Genomic DNA, 17,114 nt, shown 5'->3' with positions numbered 1-17,114 from the left:
TCCGCTCTCCCTAACCCTTGACTGCGCCCAAGGAGATGCCGCGCACGAGATAGCGCTGCATCACCGAGACTGCGACGAAGATCGGCAAGGTCCCCAATACGGACATCGCTGCGATCTTTGCCCAGAAATTTGATTGTCCGCCGAAGTAGTGCGTCAGCATGACCGGAAACGTGATGACCTCGGTGCGTGTGAGCACCAGCGCGAAGAGGAAGTCATTCCAGGCGAATACGAAGGTGAAGACCGACGTCGCCATGAGCCCCGGGCGCACCATCGGGAAGACGACTTTCCAGATCACTTCCCATCGGTTCAGGCCGTCAACGAGAGCGCTTTCCTCGAGCTCCAGCGGAACGTCGACGATGTAGCCGCGCATCATCCAGATGACGTAGGGAAGATTGAACGCCGTATAGAGCAGGATCAGTCCGAAGTAGCCGTCGACGAGACCGAAATACACGTAGATCAGGAAGATCGGAAATACGACCGCGATCGGCGGGATCATGCGCTGGGAGATGATACACATTGCGAGGTTCTCGCCGCCGGTTCCGAACCGGGCGAGGCTGTAGGCGCAGAGTGTCCCAAGAACGATCGCAATGGCGGAACTCACGCCGGCGACGATCAGACTGTTCAGGACGGCCAAGACGTCACCATCCTTGAACAGCACGTAATAGTTCGAGAACTGGATCTGTCCGGGGATCCATAAGGGCGGCACATGATAGATCTCGTCCGGCGTCTTGAACGAAATCATGAACAGCCAGTAGACCGGAAACAGAAACAGCAAGGTTACGACGCCGGCGCCGAGATAGCGAAGCGCCAGGATGCGGGCTTTTCTCGCCGGAAGCTTGGCAACCCTCATCGCGCAAGGTCCATACGCTTGAGGACCAGGGTGGTGATGAGCGTCAACAGCGCAATCACCAGGAACGAGATCGCGGCCGTATAGCTCGTCTCGAATTGCGAGAAGCCCTGGACGTAGGTGTAGAGCGAGACGGTCTCGGTCATCGACCCCGGGCCGCCTTCGGTAAGAGCCCAGATGATGTCGAAGATGCGGACGAGGTCCAGGCCCCGGATCAGGCAAGCGACGGCGACCACGGGGGCGATGGCCGGCAGAACGATCGCGCGGAGCACGCGCAGGTATGATGCGCCATCAATCTCCGCAGCTTCGAGCTGCGACTGGTCGACATTTGACAGCGCTGCAAGCAGCAACAGGAACATGAACGGCGACCACTGCCAGACCTCGCAGATGATGATCGCGGGATAGACGTAGGCGGGATTGACCGTCCACAAAATCCGGACCGGCTCGCCGGCGATGAAGCTCAGGATCTCGCCGATCGGACCGAAGCGGACGTCGAACATCAGACGCCAGGTCGCTCCCGCGACAATCGGAGAAATCACCGTGGGGAGGACCAGCAGCGCGACGAAGATCTGGCGACCGGGCATACGATCAATGAAGAGCTGCGCCATCAGGAAGCCGATCAGCAGCTCAAGCGGCAGGGCGATTGCCGTGATGATGGCTGTGTGGCCGAGCGAAGCCCAGAGGCGAGCATCCCGGAAGAGCTCCGCATAGTTCAAGGGGCCGACAAAGGATGTGTCGTTCTCGGTCATCGTGATGCGCTGGAAGCTCACGATCAGCGAGTAGATGAGGGGGAACAAGCCGACCAGGAGAAGGATCAGAATGGCCGGTGCGACGATGAGATAGGGGAGGCGGTCCTCGAGCATGCGCCCGAGGCGGCTCGGGCGGCGTTGCTCGGCACCATTGAGACTTGCGGAAAGCGTCATCATCAGTCCAGGAAACGACGCCGAACGGGAGGGCGACGCCTCCCGTGTGGTGTCCAGGGCAGCTATTGCGGATAGGCGCCGGGCTTAGCCGCCCAGACCTTGTAGACGGCCTTTTGATTTTCAATGCCAACCTTCTCGGTGATGGCGTCGAATTGTTGCGCCATGCGGTCGAGGATGGCCTTGGGATCTTCGCTAGCCCAGAGGCTCGAAATCGCCTTGGTCATCGCCTCGTCGTATTTGTCCTGCTGCAGCAGGGAGAGATCGAGCAGGCCCTTCTCACCGGATGTCTTGATCGTATCGAGATAGGCAGGAGCCTCAGGCCAGAGCGCACGGTATTTCTCGCTCGCGTAGTGCGACAGGCGGAACGGATCGCGGAGCGTATAGGGGAGCTGGACGCGCTCGAGGCTGGTCTTCTTGCTGTTCAGCCACTGGATGAAGAGATAAGCGGCCTCCTTGTTCTTGCTGGTGGCCGACACCGACAAGTCGAAGCCGACGCCGAGTTCGGGGCGGCCGAGAGGCGTGAGCGCGTAGCCGACCTTGCCGGCGACTTGGGATTTGGGAACCCACTTCAACGCTTCCTCGCCCGAACCGTAGCCGGCGGCCCAACGTCCGTAAGGCGGCCACGAGATCGTCATCGCGGTTGTGCCCTGAAGAAATGCCGCGAGGTTGTCGACGAAATTCCACTGCTCCACGCCCGGCGGCATGAACTTGTTTTCCGCCAGCATTTGTTTGAACACCTTGAGGCCGACGTCGCCATTCACCGTCGTCTTCATGGTGTCCGCATTGAAGAACTTGCCGCCCTCCATGCGGAAGCGCTCCTGGAACATGTATTGCGGATAGGGCGCTGTGCGGAAGAAGCCGGCGCCGTAAACCTTGGGTGCCATCTTGTCGGTGATGAACTGGCCGATCTGGTCGAACTGTTTCCAGTCCTTTGGCGGAGCGAGTTCGTAGCCGAACTTGGCCTTGAATTCGTCCTTCATCTTCGGATCATCGAAGATGTCTTTCCGGTAGTAAAGCAGCATCACGTCGCCGTCGTCCGGAAAGCCGAAAATCTTCCCGTCATACTGCATCTGGTTGTCGCGGTAAGCGGCCGCGATGTCCTGCAACTCGTCGCGATAGCTGAACTTGTCGACGTACTTGTCGAGAGGCTCGAGCGCGCCGGCGCGCGCAAGATCAGGCATCCAAGACGGAATGACGTTCAGCGCGTCGTAGGCTCCGGCGCCCGATTTGAAATCCTGCATGATCTTGGTGAACATCTGGTCGGTGGGCACTTCGACAACCTTCACCTTGATGCCGGTCAGCTTCTCCCACTTGGGGCCCGAGTAATTCAGTGGGTCGAGCGATTGGAGGCCGGCCTCCCAGACAATGCTGATCGTCGTGCCCGCGTACTTCTTTGCTGCTTCGACCGCAATGTCGGCGGCATCTTTATCGGCCGCTGGCGCCGAAGCACCGGTGAGCGCTAGGACAACGACCGCGCCGAGAAACGTCCTGAACTTCATCCCCTTTTTCCTCCTCTTCTGGGCGTCCGCAGACCGCCAAGGCGGCTTTGGAGCGCTTCTCACGTGACTTTTTCTGATCAGCAGGTTGGGGATATCGCCTCGCGGCGCGAGCACGGTCGGGCGGTACCGATGCCGCGGGCAAATCGATTCATCTGTGGCGAGAATTGCCACTCATCTTTCGGCCAGGTCTGCATCAGCCAGACTGGGCTTCCCGAATGAACGCGATTTGGCTTCCTTGAAGCACGCATCCTTCCCAAAACGCTGTTAAGCTCTGATTTTGCGGCTAGTCTGCGTTGTCGCAGAACTCTTCGACAAATGAGAACTTTGCATGCATGCGTGAGCTGTATTCACCTGTCTAGCCTGCGGCTCTCAGAAGCAAGAACGGATGCGCTCTTCCCGCCTAGCTCTATCTGCGAGCGGCGGTTGAAACAGGAGCAGCTCCTGCGCACATCGTATGCTGAGCATGCGTGATACGGACCAAGTGTTGCCGCCACCGGCCGTCAAGCTCAGCGCCGTTGCCGTGTGCAGACCGCGGGCATCATCGACCCCACTGCAATGTCGGCGGCGCAGTGCGGGCTCAGTCCACCACCGCGCCTGTGGCGATCACCGCGCATTGATGTTGGTCAAACGCTCGAAGATGATAGCTGTTGATCGTACGTCGCAGTCGACTCGTCAATTGCTTGCGCGCAGTGCCAGCGCACAGATCGAGATCGCCGCCGAGCATAAAGATCCGCCCGCGGCAATCACGATACTGCCGACGTACGGGCGTTCGCATTTGTCGCCATTACAGAGACAGGTGGCTAACGTCGCAAAAGCGCGACCTCATCGGGTGGTGCTGCGTCGGCAAACCTCGTTAGGAGAGCGGTCGCAGGCGCGGCGCCATCTCCGAGTCGAGGATCAGTCGTCCATCGAGTCGGCCATCCAGACGCTTCACGTACTCAGAAGCCTCTTCCATATGCGCCTTCATGAGCGCTCGCACGCGCTCGCTGTCTCGCGCACGGGCGGCTTTCGCGATCTCCGCGTGAATCTTGACGTTGGCGCACCCGAATTTGGTGTGTTCTTCCGGAGGTGTCTGCGTGCTGAAGACAACCAGACGACGGAGCATCTCGTTGATCAGCTCGCATGCGAAGCGCAGGAAGGGATTGGGATTCGCAGCAGCCAGGATGTCGTGAAAATCCAGATCTGCCTGGCGTTGACGGACCAGAAGAGCAGGTTCTTGCGAGGTCGGTTGGCAGGTCTCGATGTTGTGCTCCAGAGCGTCGAGCTGCTCGTCGGAAAGGAATGGCACTGAGCCGGCAGCCAGTTCCGGCTCGAGCAATCGGCGCGCTGCATAGATGTCCTCCATGCTGACTTCCTTGAAGAACAGATAGTTCTGTAGCAGTTGAAACGTCCGCGCGAGCGGCACCTCGATAATGGTTGCGCCGCCGGTCGGACCGGTGCTGACCGTGATCAGTCCTTGCACCTCAAGCGATTTTAGCGCCTCGCGGATGGTGCTCTTGCTGACCGAAAACAGCCGCTGAAGCTCCTTTTCCATCGGGAGCTTGGCGCCGGGGCGCAGGTTCTTCTGTGTGATCAATTGCTTGATCTCTTCGGTAACGAGATCCGCCCGCTTTTGAATTTTCAGCCGCCCGGGCTGCTTCGGCATTTTTTCCAGTTCCACCGTCATCTGAATTCTCCAGAGCCATCAATGGGTTCCTGTGCATGCTCCGGGCGGATCAAGCGCGGGCCCGCGAAAAAGAACCGACTCGTCGATTGACACTTCTCCCACAACGGGCATATTCATGCAAATCCGGTTTATCATGATAAATAGAATGAACCGGTCAATAAGCGGAAACGGGCATGGTGATTGGGCAGAACATCCCTGAAATCTGGGCGGCGATTCACACGCCTTTCGACAATTCCGGAGCTATCGACGAGGCCGGGGTTCGCCGGAATGTCCGCCACTACATCGCAACTGGCCTTGCGGGAGTGTTCTGCAATGGACTGATCGGCGAGGTCTGGTCGCTCACGTTGCAGGAGAGGAAGCGCGTTATCGAAGTGATCGCCGATGAGGCCGGAGGCCGTCTCGGGATCTCAGTGGTGATCTCGGGTCCTTCGGTTGAAGAGACCATCGAGCTTGGCGAGCACGCGCGTCGACTCGGCGTCAGTCACGCCGTGCTGATGGTCCCGACCTCAGGGCCGCGATCCCCTGCGCAGCAGTTCGAGTATCTGCACCACATCTGCACACGTCTGGAGATGCCGATCGTCATCTTCAACGCCCGAACCGCTGCAGCCAGCCCGTTGGATCCTGCCGTTTTCACGCAGCTTTGTTCGCTGCCCAATCTCAAGCTGCTGAAGACGACCGGCACTACAGCCGAGAACGCTGCGCTTCGCCAAGCCGCGCGCAATGGCGTGCTCGTCTCCGATCCTTTGGAAGAAAACTTCTTCGTCAACATGCAGGGCGAAGGTCAGTCGATCCTGTATGCCGACCCTGAGCCGTATCTTTACCAACGCGGGGACTTTCGTCCGATCGCGAACTACGTGACGCTGCTGGCGTCCGGACAAACGGATGAGGCGGCGCGCATCTGCGCCTCACTCGCACCGCAACGGGTCGTCTTCAACAAGTGGATCATGGACCCGCTGAAGAGCGGTCATATGCCGAACGCGGCGGTCAAGCACTGGTGCGATCTGATCGGCATTGCCGGTGGCGCCGTGCGCTCGCCCGTCACGCCTCTGTCCGCCGCCGAGCGGAGAGAACTGGAAGCAGATCTCGTCGCATGTCATGCGCCAGGCCTGCTCTCTGCTGCCGAACGATTCTCGTCATAGCCTGATCATCCAGGAGAGAAAAATGACCTTGAAACCCTTCGACCGTCGCTCGTTCCTTCAGATGCTTGCCGCTGCCGGCTCCGCACCATTCGTTCTCGATATTCCGGCTGCGCACGCTGAAACACCCCTTACGGTTGGGATCCTCTACTCCGGCTCCAAGCAGGATTACGGCTTCAACCAGTCCCACGCGCAGGCCGCCGCCGCGCTCAAGAAGCTGCCTGGCATCAAGGTCGTCGAAGAGGAGCGCGTGCCGGAAACAATCGCGGCCCAGCGCAGCATGGAAGGGATGATCCGCCAGGATGGCGCTCAGCTCATCCTGGCGACGTCCTTCGGCTACTTCAAGCCTCACGTTCTGGAGATGGCGGCCAAATATCCGGATGTCACCTTCGCTCACACCGGCGGCGTCTGGACGGCAGGCATGCCCGAAAACATCGGCACATTCTACGCCTACATTTTCGAGGCGCAGTACATTTCGGGAATCGTCGCGGGCCACATGACAAAGAGCAAGAAGCTCGGCCTCGTCGCTGCGAAGCCGACGCCCAATCTTCTTCGCAGCATCAATGCGTTCGCAATCGGCGCACGTTCGGTCGATCCGGCCATTCAAGTGCAGGTCATCTTCACGGGCGATTGGGTGCTTCCCGTGCGCGAAGCAGAGGCGACGAATACGCTCGTCGACCAGGGCGCCGACGTCATCGCGGCCCAGGTGGACAGCCCGAAGGTGGTGATCGAGACGGCCGAGAAGCGCGGCGTCATGTCGTGCGGCTACCATTCGAGCCAGGCGGATGTCGCTCCCAACGGCTATCTCACGGGAGCCGAATGGAATTGGATCACGCCTTATCTTGTGTATGCCGGAAGCGTGCGTGGCGGCAAAAAGCCGGAGCACTACCTGCGTGCCGGCATCTCCGACCATTTCGTCAAGAACAGCCCTTTCGGAAAGCTCGTCACGCCCGAGGCCCGCGCGGCGGCCGATAAGGCAAGAGCAGACCTTATCGGCGGCACGCTCGTGATCTACAGCGGCCCGCTCAAGGACAATAAGGGCAACGTCATTGTTCCTGCCGGCGTCATGCAGAACAGCAACGACCGTGTCCTCGACGGCATCAACTACCTCGTCGAGGGAATCATCGGCCAAGTCTAGGAGGCGATCTTGTCTTCGATCTCGGGAATCGAGTCCGTGCCTTCGAGACAGCCGCGAACCGCAGCCCAGCTCAGCGTGGCTTTGCCCGTCCTGGCGGTGCTGCTTGCATCGGCGGTCTTTGCAGCCTTCGTCGCCTTGTATGGTCAGAACCCTTTCACGGTATTCGGCCTGATCGTTCAAGGCGGCTTCGGCAGCAGCTTCGCCTGGCAGGATACCTTGTCGCGGGCCGCACCGTTGATCTTGGTTGGCTTGGCCGTTGCCATACCCGCACAGGCAGGGCTGGTGATCATCGGCGGCGAGGGCGCTCTGGTGCTCGGAGGACTTGCAGGGGCCGTCGTGACGTTGCCGTTTGCGGGGTCGCACGCACTTCCGATGCAAGTCATCATGTTAGCTGCAGGCGCTCTCGCCGGAGGACTCTGGTTCGGTTTGGCCGCTGTGCTCCGGCAATATCGCGGTGTGAATGAAACGATCTCGAGCCTGCTCCTGTCCTACATCGGGATCGCGATTTTTCACCATCTGACGGAAGGACTGCTCCGGGATCCGGCGAGCCTGGACAAGCCGTCGACCCATCCGATCGATCCGTCCTACATGTTGCCCATGCTGCCGGGCGTTGGCGTTCCTGCCGGGCTTGCGGTCAGCCTGGCGCTGGCCATCATCGCCCACGTCGTGCTGCGCTACACACGATGGGGCTTTGCGCTGCGCGTGGTCGGCGGTAGCGCCAGGGTCGCGAAGATGGTCGGCCTGGCCGTGAACCGCTGGGTCATCGGTGCGACATTTGTGGCGGGCGGAATGGCAGGAGTTGCCGGCGCTATCGAAGTGGCGGCCGTGCAGGGGACGGCCAACTCCTCACTCATCGTTGGCTATGGCTACAGTGGAATCCTGGTCGCGTTCCTGGCGCGCCACCAGCCGCTTGCGATTGTCGCAGTCGCGCTCTTGATCGGCGGCATGCAGGCGAGCGCCAGCCTGCTGCAACGGCGCCTCGAGCTTCCCGACGCGACGATGCTGGTGTTTCAGGGCTTGATCTTCGTTTGCGTCCTCGTCGCGGATGCAATTGCGCAACAACTCCGAGAAAACACACGGAGGTAAGGCATGGACGTGACATCAATCGGCTGGCTCACGCTGCCACTCGCAATTCTGGGAGGAGCGATCCGTGTTTCCACGCCCTTCATCTTCGTCAGCATCGGCGAGCTCATCACCGAAAAATCGGGGCGCATTAATCTGGGTCTCGAAGGCACGCTCATGCTGGGCGCCATGGCGGGATACGGGGTCTCCTATCTTTCTGGTTCGCCCTGGCTCGGCGTGCTCGCAGCGGGACTGGCCGGAACCGCTTTCGGCCTGCTGCACGGTCTCCTGTGCAGCGTGAAACGCGTCAACGATACGGCGATCGGTATCAGCCTCATCGTGCTCGGCACAGGCCTGGCGTTTTTCTTCGGCAAACCCTTGATCGAACCCAAGGCGCCAGCGCTTCCTTCGATATCTCTAGGATTCTGGTCGAGCGTGCCGCAAGTGCGAGCAGCTTTGGACGTGAACGCGCTGTTCTTTGTCGGAATTTTACTGGCCTTTGCCGTCTATGTCTTCCTGAACAGGACTGGCTGGGGACTGATGCTGCGCACCGTCGGGGACAGCGAGGATGCGGCACGCGCGCTTGGCTTTCCGGTATTGCGGGTGCGCATCCTGGCGACGATGGCCGGCGGCTTCCTCGCAGGCATCGGTGGCAGCTTCCTGTCGCTCTCATATCCTGGGAGCTGGAGCGAGGGGCTGTCCAGCGGGCAGGGCATCATGGCGGTGGCGCTCGTCATCTTTGCGCGTTGGCGTTCCATCAACGCCCTCGGCGCATCACTTCTGTTCGGCGGTGCAGGCGCCCTCGGGCCGGCGCTGCAGGGTGTTGGCGTCACCGGCTATTACTACCTGTTCAACGCGGCTCCCTACATCCTGACCCTGGCGATCATGGTGGCCTCGACGTCGCGCGCGGCGCCGTTCGCCGATGCGCCCGGCGAACTCAAGCTGCACCGATGAGAAGCGCTGTGACGGGAATACATCCTCTGAGGATCGTCCGATGACCGCTCCGCAAGTCGAACTCAAGAACATGACGAAGCGTTTCGGAGCGAATCTCGCTCTGAACAACGTGTCGCTGCTGATCCGGTCGGGCACCGTCCATGCGCTGCTCGGGGAGAACGGAGCCGGGAAGAGCACGTTGGTCAAATGCCTCGTCGGCTTTTACCATCCGGACGACGGCCACATCCAAGTGGATGGGCACGAGCACCGGCTGAACTCGCCCAAGGATGCCGACGCGCTCGGCATCGGTATGGTGTACCAGCATTTCACGCTGGTTCCGTCCATGACGGTCGCGCAGAACCTCGTTGTCAGCGGCGCGAGACTGCCGGCCTACATCAACTGGCAAAGCGAGCTGAAGCGGCTGGCCGAAGTCACCAAGAAGCTTCCGTTCCACGTCCCGCTCGACGTGCGAGTCTCGCAGCTCTCTGCGGGCGAGAAGCAGAAAGCCGAGATCGTCAAGCAGCTCTATCTCGGGCGCAAGCTTCTCATCCTGGACGAGCCGACGTCCGTACTCACGCCGGCAGAAGCCGATGAGGTGCTCGGCTATGTTCGTAGCCTGACGCGGGCGGGCGAGCTCAGCGCCGTTCTGATCAGCCACAAGTTTCACGAAGTGCGCCGATACGCCGACGACGTCACGGTACTGCGGCGTGGCGCGTCAGTTCGAACCGGAGCGGTCGCGAATCTGTCAGACGATGCCCTGGCCGAAGCAATGATCGGAGAACCCGTCAGCAAGGCCGTGCAGCACGCACCGAAATTGCCGCCGAAGAGCAATATTGTCCTTTCCATGAAACAGGTGTCCGTGAACGGGGACAACGGACTACCAGCCGTGAAGGATCTCTCACTGGAGGTTCGCGAAGGTGAAATTGTGGGAATTGCTGGGGTGTCCGGGAACGGACAGTTGGAGTTGGTCGAGACCTTGATGGGCCAGCGCGATCGCAGCGGTACGATCGCCGTATCCGGCGCCGCGTTCAACGGCACGCGGAAGGAAATTGCCCGCCTCGGCGTCTACGGGTTGCCGCAGGAGCCGCTCAAGAACGCCTGCATCGATCGGATGTCGCTGGCGGAGAACCTTGCCTTGCGCAACTTCGATCGGGCGCCGCTCTGTCGCGGTATTGCAATGAATTATGGAGCGCTCACGGAGCAGGCCAAGAAGCTCGTGAAGCAATTTCGTGTCAAATCCCCTGGCTTGACGGCGAGCATGAGCGCGCTGTCCGGAGGCAACGTGCAACGGGCGGTTCTGGCGCGAGAACTCACTCAAGATGTCCGATTGCTGATCGCGTCCAATCCGACCTTCGGACTCGATTTCGTTGCCTGCGAAGAGACCTACCGCCGGATCGTCGAGGCACGGAACGGCGGCGCTGCTGTGCTGCTCATCTCTGAAGACCTCGACGAACTGCTTGGCCTGGTCGACAGGATCCTCGTCATGAGCGGGGGGCGCATTGTCCATGAGGTTTCGGCTGACGGCGCCGACAAGCGCGTGATCGGAAAATATATGGCGGGAATGAAAGCGGCCTAACTTAAGGCGCGTATCGGAACGTACAAGGAGGCTGCTCGTGGTTACGCAGATAAATCATTTCATCAATGGCAGGCGAGTGCCAGGCGGTACGGAACGTAGGTTGCCTGTCTTCAACCCGGCAACCGGCGAGCAGACGGGATCTGTCGCGGCCGCCAACGCGACCGATGTGGCGGACGCCGTGGCTGCAGCCAGCCGGGCAGCGCAGGGCTGGGCCGATACGACGCCCTTGCGACGGGCGCGGGTATTGAATCGCTTTCTACGGATCCTTGAAGACCGCGCAGGACAGCTCGCCGACGTGATCGTATCAGAGCACGGCAAGGTTCATTCCGATGCCCTCGGGGAAGTTCAGCGCGGGATGGAAGTGGTCGAGTTTGCGACGGCTGCCCCGCAGTTGCTCAAGGGCGAGCTCACCGAGAATGTCGGGACCCGCGTCGACAGCTATTCCACGCGTCAGCCGCTCGGGGTAGTCGCCGGAATCACGCCTTTCAATTTTCCGATCATGGTCCCGATGTGGATGTTTCCGGTCGCGCTCGCCTGCGGAAACACCTTCATCCTGAAGCCGTCGGAGCGCGTTCCCTCGGCATCCCTCGTCATGGCGGAATGGCTGAAGGAAGCGGGCCTGCCGGATGGCGTCTTCAACGTCGTGCAGGGCGACAAGGAGGCCGTGGATGCACTGCTGCATCACCCTGATGTCTCGGCGGTCAGCTTCGTAGGGTCCACGCCCATCGCGCAGTACATCTATTCGACCGCCGCGAACACCGGGAAGCGTTGCCAGGCGCTCGGCGGCGCCAAGAACCACATGATCGTCATGCCCGATGCCGACATGGATCAGGCGGTCGATGCGCTGATGGGCGCCGCCTATGGCTCCGCCGGTGAGCGCTGCATGGCGATCTCGGTTGCCGTGCCGGTCGGCGAGGGGACCGCGGACAGGCTGATCTCCGCGCTCGAGCCCAAGGTTCGAGGCCTGAAGGTCGGGCCGGGTACCGATCCCGAAGCCGAGATGGGTCCTCTCGTCACGAAGCAGCATCTGGAGAGGGTCCGAAGCTACATCGATGCGGGCGTCGCGGACGGTGCAAGACTGCTGGTCGACGGACGCAGGTTCAGGATGCAGGGTTATGAGCGTGGCTATTACCTCGGTGGGACCTTGTTCGATCATGTCAAGCCGAGCATGAAGATCTACATGGAGGAGATCTTCGGGCCGGTGCTGTCCGTCGTTCGTGCGCCGGACTACGCGACAGCCGCGAGGCTCATCAATGAGCACGCGTTCGGCAATGGCACGTCGATCTTCACGCGCGACGGCGATGCCGCGCGTGAATTCGCTCACCAGATCAAAGTCGGCATGGTCGGCATCAACGTTCCGATTCCGGTCCCGATGGCGTTCCATTCGTTCGGCGGCTGGAAGGCTTCCATCTTTGGCGATCACCACATGCATGGACCTGAAGGCGTTCGCTTCTACACGCGAATGAAAACGGTCACCAGCCGCTGGCCAACCGGAATACGAGCCGGGGCGGAATTCGTCATGCCAACCATGTCATGATGGCGCCCGGATACTGCCGTCGGCGCAAACCGGACCGCTGCCTGCACCACGTGATCGGCGGCGTCCTAGGATCTGTTTTGACGCAGATGGCCCGAGATTGCCGCGCGGCGAACAGGATGGAAGTGGAGCGTCGACCATGATGAGAGGGCTACGCCGGGCTCATGACGCAGGGAGGGCGTAGCCCGACCGGAGTTACGAGCCCGGCGTCGGCGCGATCCACAGCGGACCGCGCCGACTGGTGATCGCGGCCGGCTGGTTATGCAAGTGGTTCTTCCGCCAAGAGGAATCACTCGCGTGCCAGGCCGACACATTACCGATCACCAAATGAGGCTCTACATGAAGTACCGTCAGACCGATAGCCCACCCGTGGCCGCCGCCAAGGCGTCGTTCAGCACCTCGACCGCTTACCGGATCGAGAAGGATCGACGCCTTCCGTCGCAGAAGAAGGCTCCCCGCGGCCGTCGCCGGCCAGATCCCTTGGCCCGCGTATTTGAGACAGATATCGTGCCGATGCTGAAGGCCGCCCCCGGTGTGCGGCCGGTCACGATCTTCGAGGAGTTGCTCCGACGCCATCCCGAGCTCGGCGCCGGCATCCGTCGCACGCTGGAGCGCCGGATCCGGGCCTGGCGGGCGATCCACGGCGAGGAGCAGGAGGTCATCTTCCGCCAGACCCACGAACCCGGTCAGCGCGGCCTGTCCGACTTCACCGACATGGGCGAATTGGGTGTCACGATCGCGGGCGTACCGCTCGACCATCGTCTCTATCACTTCCGGCTGGCCTATTCCGGGTTTGAGCACGCCCATGTCGTGCTCGGCGGTGAGAGCTTCGTCGCTCTGGCCGAAGGCCTGCAGAATGCCTTGTGGTCACTCGGTGGGGCGCCACGGGAGCATCGCACCGACAGCCTGTCGGCCGCCTTTTGCAATCTCGACCGCGACGCCAAAGACGATCTGACGCGGCGATACGAAGACCTCTGTGCCCATTACAGCATGCGGCCTTCCCGCAACAATCGTGGCATCGCCCACGAGAACGGGGCGATCGAGAGTTCGCATGGTCATCTCAAGCGAGCGATTGGCGACGCGCTGTTGCTGCGTGGCACCGCCGACTTCGACGATCTGGCTGCCTATCGTGGCTTCATCCATGAGATCGCCAGCCGCCGCAATGCCCGCAACGCCAAGCGGATCGACAGTGAACGTAGCGCACTTCAGGATCTGCCGGACCGCCGCACGTCGGACTATGAAGAGGTGATCGTCCACGTGACGTCGTCCGGCGGCTTCACCTTGCGCAAGGTGTTCTACACGGTGCCGTCGCGCTTGATCGGCCATCGGCTGCGGGTGCGCCTGTATGACGATCACCTCGACGTGTTTGTCGGCGGCACGCATCTCCTCACCTTGCCGCGCGGGCGGCCGCATCCCAATGGCAAGCACGATCAGGTCGTCGATTATCGGCACGTGATCCATTCCTTGCGGCGCAAGCCGATGGCGCTCCTCAACCTGGTCTACCGCGACCAGCTGTTCCCCCGGGAAGCTTACCGCCGAGCCTTCGACGTCTTGCGCAAACGCTTACCGGACAAGAAGGCCTGCCGGATCATGGTCGATCTCCTCGCACTCGCCATGAGCGCGGTTGCGAGGCCGAACTCGCCAATCAGCTCACGGCCGACCTGAACGACGGCCGGCTGCCCGACCTCAACCGGCTACGTACTCACTTCGCCCGGATCCCGCCCAGGTGCCGAACGTCGTGGTACGCCTCGCACCGCTCGCCACCTATGAATGCCTCATCGGTACCGCCGAGATCGGAGGCGCCGCATGAGCACAACCAACGTAGTCGACACCGCGCGCCTCAATCTGTTGCTCAACGAGCTGCGGCTGCCCGCCATCAAGGCGCTGTGGCCGCAATTTGCCGAGCAATCCGATAAAGAAGGCTGGCCGGCGGCGCGCTTCCTCGCCACCATTGCCGAGCACGAGATCGCTGAGCGCGGCCGCCGCCGCATCGAGCGCCATCTCGTCGAGGCGCGGCTGCCTACCGGAAAGACCTTTGACAGCTTCGACTTCGAGGCCGTGCCGATGATCTCCAAGGCGCAAATGACCGCACTCGCCGCCGGCGACGGCTGGCTCGGCAAGGGCGCCAATCTGCTGCTGTTTGGTCCGCCCGGTGGAGGCAAGAGCCACTTGGCGGCAGCAATCGGCTTGGCCCTCATCGAGAACGGATGGCGCGTCCTGTTCACCCGCACCACCGATCTCGTGCAGAAGCTCCAGGTGGCTCGCCGCGAGCTCAACCTCGAGGGCGCCATCAACCGCCTCGATCGCTTCGATCTCGTCATCTTGGACGATCTTGCCTATGTCACCAAGGACCAGGCCGAGACCAGTGTGCTGTTCGAGCTCATCAGCGCACGCTACGAGCGACGCTCTTTGCTGATCACCGCCAATCAGCCCTTTGGAGAATGGAACAAGGTCTTTCCGGACCCAGCTATGACCCTCGCGGCGATCGATCGCCTTGTTCACCACGCCACCATCGTCGAGATGAACGTCGAGAGCTATCGCAGGCGCACTGCCCTCGAGCGAAAGCGTGGTCCAGGGCGGCCACCGGAGCACGCGACACAAAAAACGCTCGCTTGATTGACGCTCCGCGACAACCAGAGCCAACAAAACGCTTGCACGCGACAATCATCGCGGCGATCATCATCGCGCCGCGACACTGACTCGCCATCCTGATCGCCGCGCTCTTCCGACCCAGATCGTCGCGCTATACGAGATGCCGTTTTCTCCGTCGGGATGGCTTGTGGAATTCGGGAGCAGTCGCGGTCGGGCCAGGTAGGTCGCGCGCTCTCGCTGCTAGGGAGCCGGGTTCTATCGGCTTCATTTCAAAACTGCCGGAGGCCGCGGCAGTCTCAGGCGCTTCTGGCGCCGGGCCAGGCGACCACCTGTCCCGACATCACGAGGCGATCACGGCCGCTGTCCTTGGCGGCATAGAGCGCGCGATCGGCCGCTGCCACCAGGGAGCCGCAGTCCATCGCGCCCTGAGAGGGCATGTTGGCCGCGCCACCGAGACTCACCGTGACGATCTTGGACGGGGGGTTCAGCGCGTGCAGCATGCCGAGGTCGCCGAGCGCCCGGCGCACATTCTCACCGACTAGCTCGCAGCCCTCTGCGTCGGTGTTCGGCAGGAGCAGCGCGAACTCCTCGCCGCCGTAGATCGGCCGGCCTGCGCACCTGCGCAGCAAGGATCCGCGCCAGCGCACACAGGCAGGCGTCGCCGGCCTGATGGCCATACTGATCGTTGAATTTCTTGAAGTGATCGACGTCCACCAGCAGCAATGAGAGGGGCGTGCCGTCGCGCTTGGCCCGCGCCCATTCCTCGGCGAGGCGGTCGTCGAAGTGGCGGCGGTTGGCGATGCCGGTGAGGCCGTCGGACGTGGCGAGCGCGGCGAGCTTGTCCTGCAGGTCCTTGTGCTCGGTCATGTCGCGCGAGATCGCCACCACGCCGTCGATCTCATGGGTTTCCGACGACCGGGTGACCCGCAACGCCGTCTCGACCCAGATATCCTTCTTCTGGCGATGATTGGCGCGATAGATGATGCGCGCCTCTTCGGCCTCTCCGGCCTTCAGTGCCGCAACGACCTGCTCCAAGCGCGGTCGATCCTCCGGATTGACGCCGTCGAGCGCCGAGGTCCCCAGCAGCCTGGCGGGGTCCCAGCCGAGGATGCGGGCACATGACGGGGACGCGTAGAGAATACGCTCGTCCAGCCCGACCCGCATCACCACGTCACTACACTGTTCGGCGATCAGGCGAAAATCCCCCTCCTTGGCGACGAGGGCCGCGGCCATGCGCTGCCCCTTCGAAAGGTAACGCACCAAGAAGAAGCCGATCAGGGCGATCGACAGGGTCAGACCGGTGACGATGCCAAAGCGCGTGAACGCTTCCTGCCACCATGGAGAGAGGACGTCGCTCTGCGCCTTGGTCGCCAAAACCAGGATCGGATACCGGCTGCTCTTCTGGTAGAAGCTCAGTCGCTCCTGTCCGTCCAACGGAGACTTGAAGTAGTAGGCGCCGGCATCGGGCCGCCGGCCCATGGTCCGGAACAACGGCGAGCCCGACATGTCGCGCCCGACGTAGGCGCCGTCGTCGTCGCGGCTCCTGGCCAGCATGATGCCGTCGGCGGTCAGCAGCGAGACCGCACCGTTCGGTCCGATGTCGAAGCGGCGGTAGAACTCGGTGAAGTAGCCCACGTCGACGCTCGTCAGCACCACGCCGGCGAAACTGCCGTCGGGGTGATTGAAGCGGCGGGACGCGGTGATGATCCACTGTCCGCCGGACCGGCTCTTGACCGGCCGACCTAGCAATGTCCCGCGATCAGCCGTGGCGCGATGACGCTGAAAGTAGTCGCGGTCACTGTTGTTGAGGCCGGCGAAGTCGATCTCCTCGGTCGTAGCGAGCCAGTGACCTGTTTCGTCGTAGACAAAGATGCCGCGGACGCGTTGCCTGTTGTACTTGCGGGCTTGCAGGAAGTTTTGGATCTTCGCGACCGCGGCCGGGCTCGTTCCGCCGACCTCCATCCGGTCGACCATTCCGGCAAGAATGGTGTCCGCGAGCTCGAATGTGTCTTCGGCGTGCTGGGTCAGCGACTGGGCCAGATTGGCCATGTCGACTTCCGCATTGCGCAGCTCGACCTGGCGGGACTCCCACTCGCGCCATCCGCTCAGCGCCAGAATGGCCACGCAAGCCAACGCGACGAAGGCCGCGGCCCACAACGGGAAGCGAGCTTTCTCGACCTCGCGGCGGCTGCTTGGCATCGGACCGTG

Annotated in this window: 11 protein-coding genes and 2 pseudogenes; 8 read left to right on the top strand and 5 right to left on the bottom strand. The window is 61.9% G+C overall.

Features of this window, described 5'->3' with window-relative positions:
* Window positions 1-10: 10 nt before the first annotated feature.
* The 4 genes from EI171_RS38775 to EI171_RS38760 form a co-directional block, all read right to left on the bottom strand.
* Window positions 11-850, bottom strand: a complete 840-nt coding sequence (locus EI171_RS38775) for a carbohydrate ABC transporter permease (protein WP_161536410.1) — start codon at window positions 848-850, stop codon at window positions 11-13.
* Window positions 847-1,770, bottom strand: a complete 924-nt coding sequence (locus tag EI171_RS38770; RefSeq protein WP_161536409.1) for a carbohydrate ABC transporter permease — start codon at window positions 1,768-1,770, stop codon at window positions 847-849. The genes EI171_RS38775 and EI171_RS38770 overlap by 4 nt, the downstream gene beginning before the upstream one ends.
* 62 nt (window positions 1,771-1,832) lie before the next feature.
* A complete protein-coding gene (locus tag EI171_RS38765; protein WP_161536408.1) occupies window positions 1,833-3,269 on the bottom strand; it encodes a sugar ABC transporter substrate-binding protein in 1,437 nt (478 codons plus the stop codon).
* Window positions 3,270-4,122: 853 nt separating this feature from the next.
* Window positions 4,123-4,935 carry a FadR/GntR family transcriptional regulator gene (locus EI171_RS38760; RefSeq protein ID WP_202633059.1) on the bottom strand — a complete coding sequence of 271 codons (813 nt, stop codon included), beginning with the start codon at window positions 4,933-4,935 and terminating at the stop codon, window positions 4,123-4,125.
* Window positions 4,936-5,108: 173 nt separating this feature from the next.
* Between EI171_RS38760 and EI171_RS38755 the strand changes: the two genes are divergently transcribed.
* The 8 genes and pseudogenes from EI171_RS38755 to istB all read left to right on the top strand — a co-directional run bounded on the left by EI171_RS38755 (window position 5,109) and on the right by istB (window position 14,930).
* Window positions 5,109-6,074, top strand: a complete 966-nt coding sequence (locus EI171_RS38755) for a dihydrodipicolinate synthase family protein (protein WP_161536407.1) — start codon at window positions 5,109-5,111, stop codon at window positions 6,072-6,074.
* A gap of 22 nt (window positions 6,075-6,096) precedes the next feature.
* The gene (locus tag EI171_RS38750) at window positions 6,097-7,209 is read left to right on the top strand and encodes a BMP family ABC transporter substrate-binding protein (RefSeq protein ID WP_202633058.1); all 1,113 of its coding nucleotides are present in this window, start codon (window positions 6,097-6,099) and stop codon (window positions 7,207-7,209) included.
* Window positions 7,210-7,218: 9 nt separating this feature from the next.
* The gene (locus EI171_RS38745; RefSeq protein WP_161536406.1) at window positions 7,219-8,295 is read left to right on the top strand and encodes an ABC transporter permease; all 1,077 of its coding nucleotides are present in this window, start codon (window positions 7,219-7,221) and stop codon (window positions 8,293-8,295) included.
* Between the two features lie 3 nt (window positions 8,296-8,298).
* Window positions 8,299-9,225: an ABC transporter permease gene (locus EI171_RS38740; protein WP_161536405.1), complete on the top strand. Its 927-nt coding sequence runs from the start codon at window positions 8,299-8,301 to the stop codon at window positions 9,223-9,225.
* A gap of 40 nt (window positions 9,226-9,265) precedes the next feature.
* Window positions 9,266-10,780, top strand: coding sequence for an ABC transporter ATP-binding protein (locus tag EI171_RS38735; RefSeq protein ID WP_161536404.1), 1,515 nt, complete (start codon window positions 9,266-9,268; stop codon window positions 10,778-10,780).
* Window positions 10,781-10,817: 37 nt separating this feature from the next.
* Window positions 10,818-12,317 carry a CoA-acylating methylmalonate-semialdehyde dehydrogenase gene (locus tag EI171_RS38730; RefSeq protein ID WP_161536403.1) on the top strand — a complete coding sequence of 500 codons (1,500 nt, stop codon included), beginning with the start codon at window positions 10,818-10,820 and terminating at the stop codon, window positions 12,315-12,317.
* Window positions 12,318-12,575: 258 nt separating this feature from the next.
* Window positions 12,576-14,124, top strand: a pseudogene (gene istA, locus EI171_RS38725) (IS21-like element ISBj11 family transposase).
* Window positions 14,121-14,930 carry an IS21-like element ISBj11 family helper ATPase IstB gene (istB, locus tag EI171_RS38720; protein WP_018270204.1) on the top strand — a complete coding sequence of 270 codons (810 nt, stop codon included), beginning with the start codon at window positions 14,121-14,123 and terminating at the stop codon, window positions 14,928-14,930. Before istA ends, istB begins: the two are co-directional and overlap by 4 nt.
* A 272-nt stretch (window positions 14,931-15,202) precedes the next feature.
* On the opposite strand, the pseudogene EI171_RS38715 reads toward istB, so the two are convergent.
* A pseudogene (locus EI171_RS38715) lies at window positions 15,203-17,105 on the bottom strand (diguanylate cyclase).
* Window positions 17,106-17,114: the final 9 nt, after the last annotated feature.

The sequence above is a fragment of the Bradyrhizobium sp. LCT2 genome (assembly GCF_009931255.1).
In the GTDB taxonomy this organism is placed as follows: domain Bacteria; phylum Pseudomonadota; class Alphaproteobacteria; order Rhizobiales; family Xanthobacteraceae; genus Bradyrhizobium; species Bradyrhizobium diazoefficiens.
This window is presented reverse-complemented; position numbering and strand designations above follow the sequence as displayed.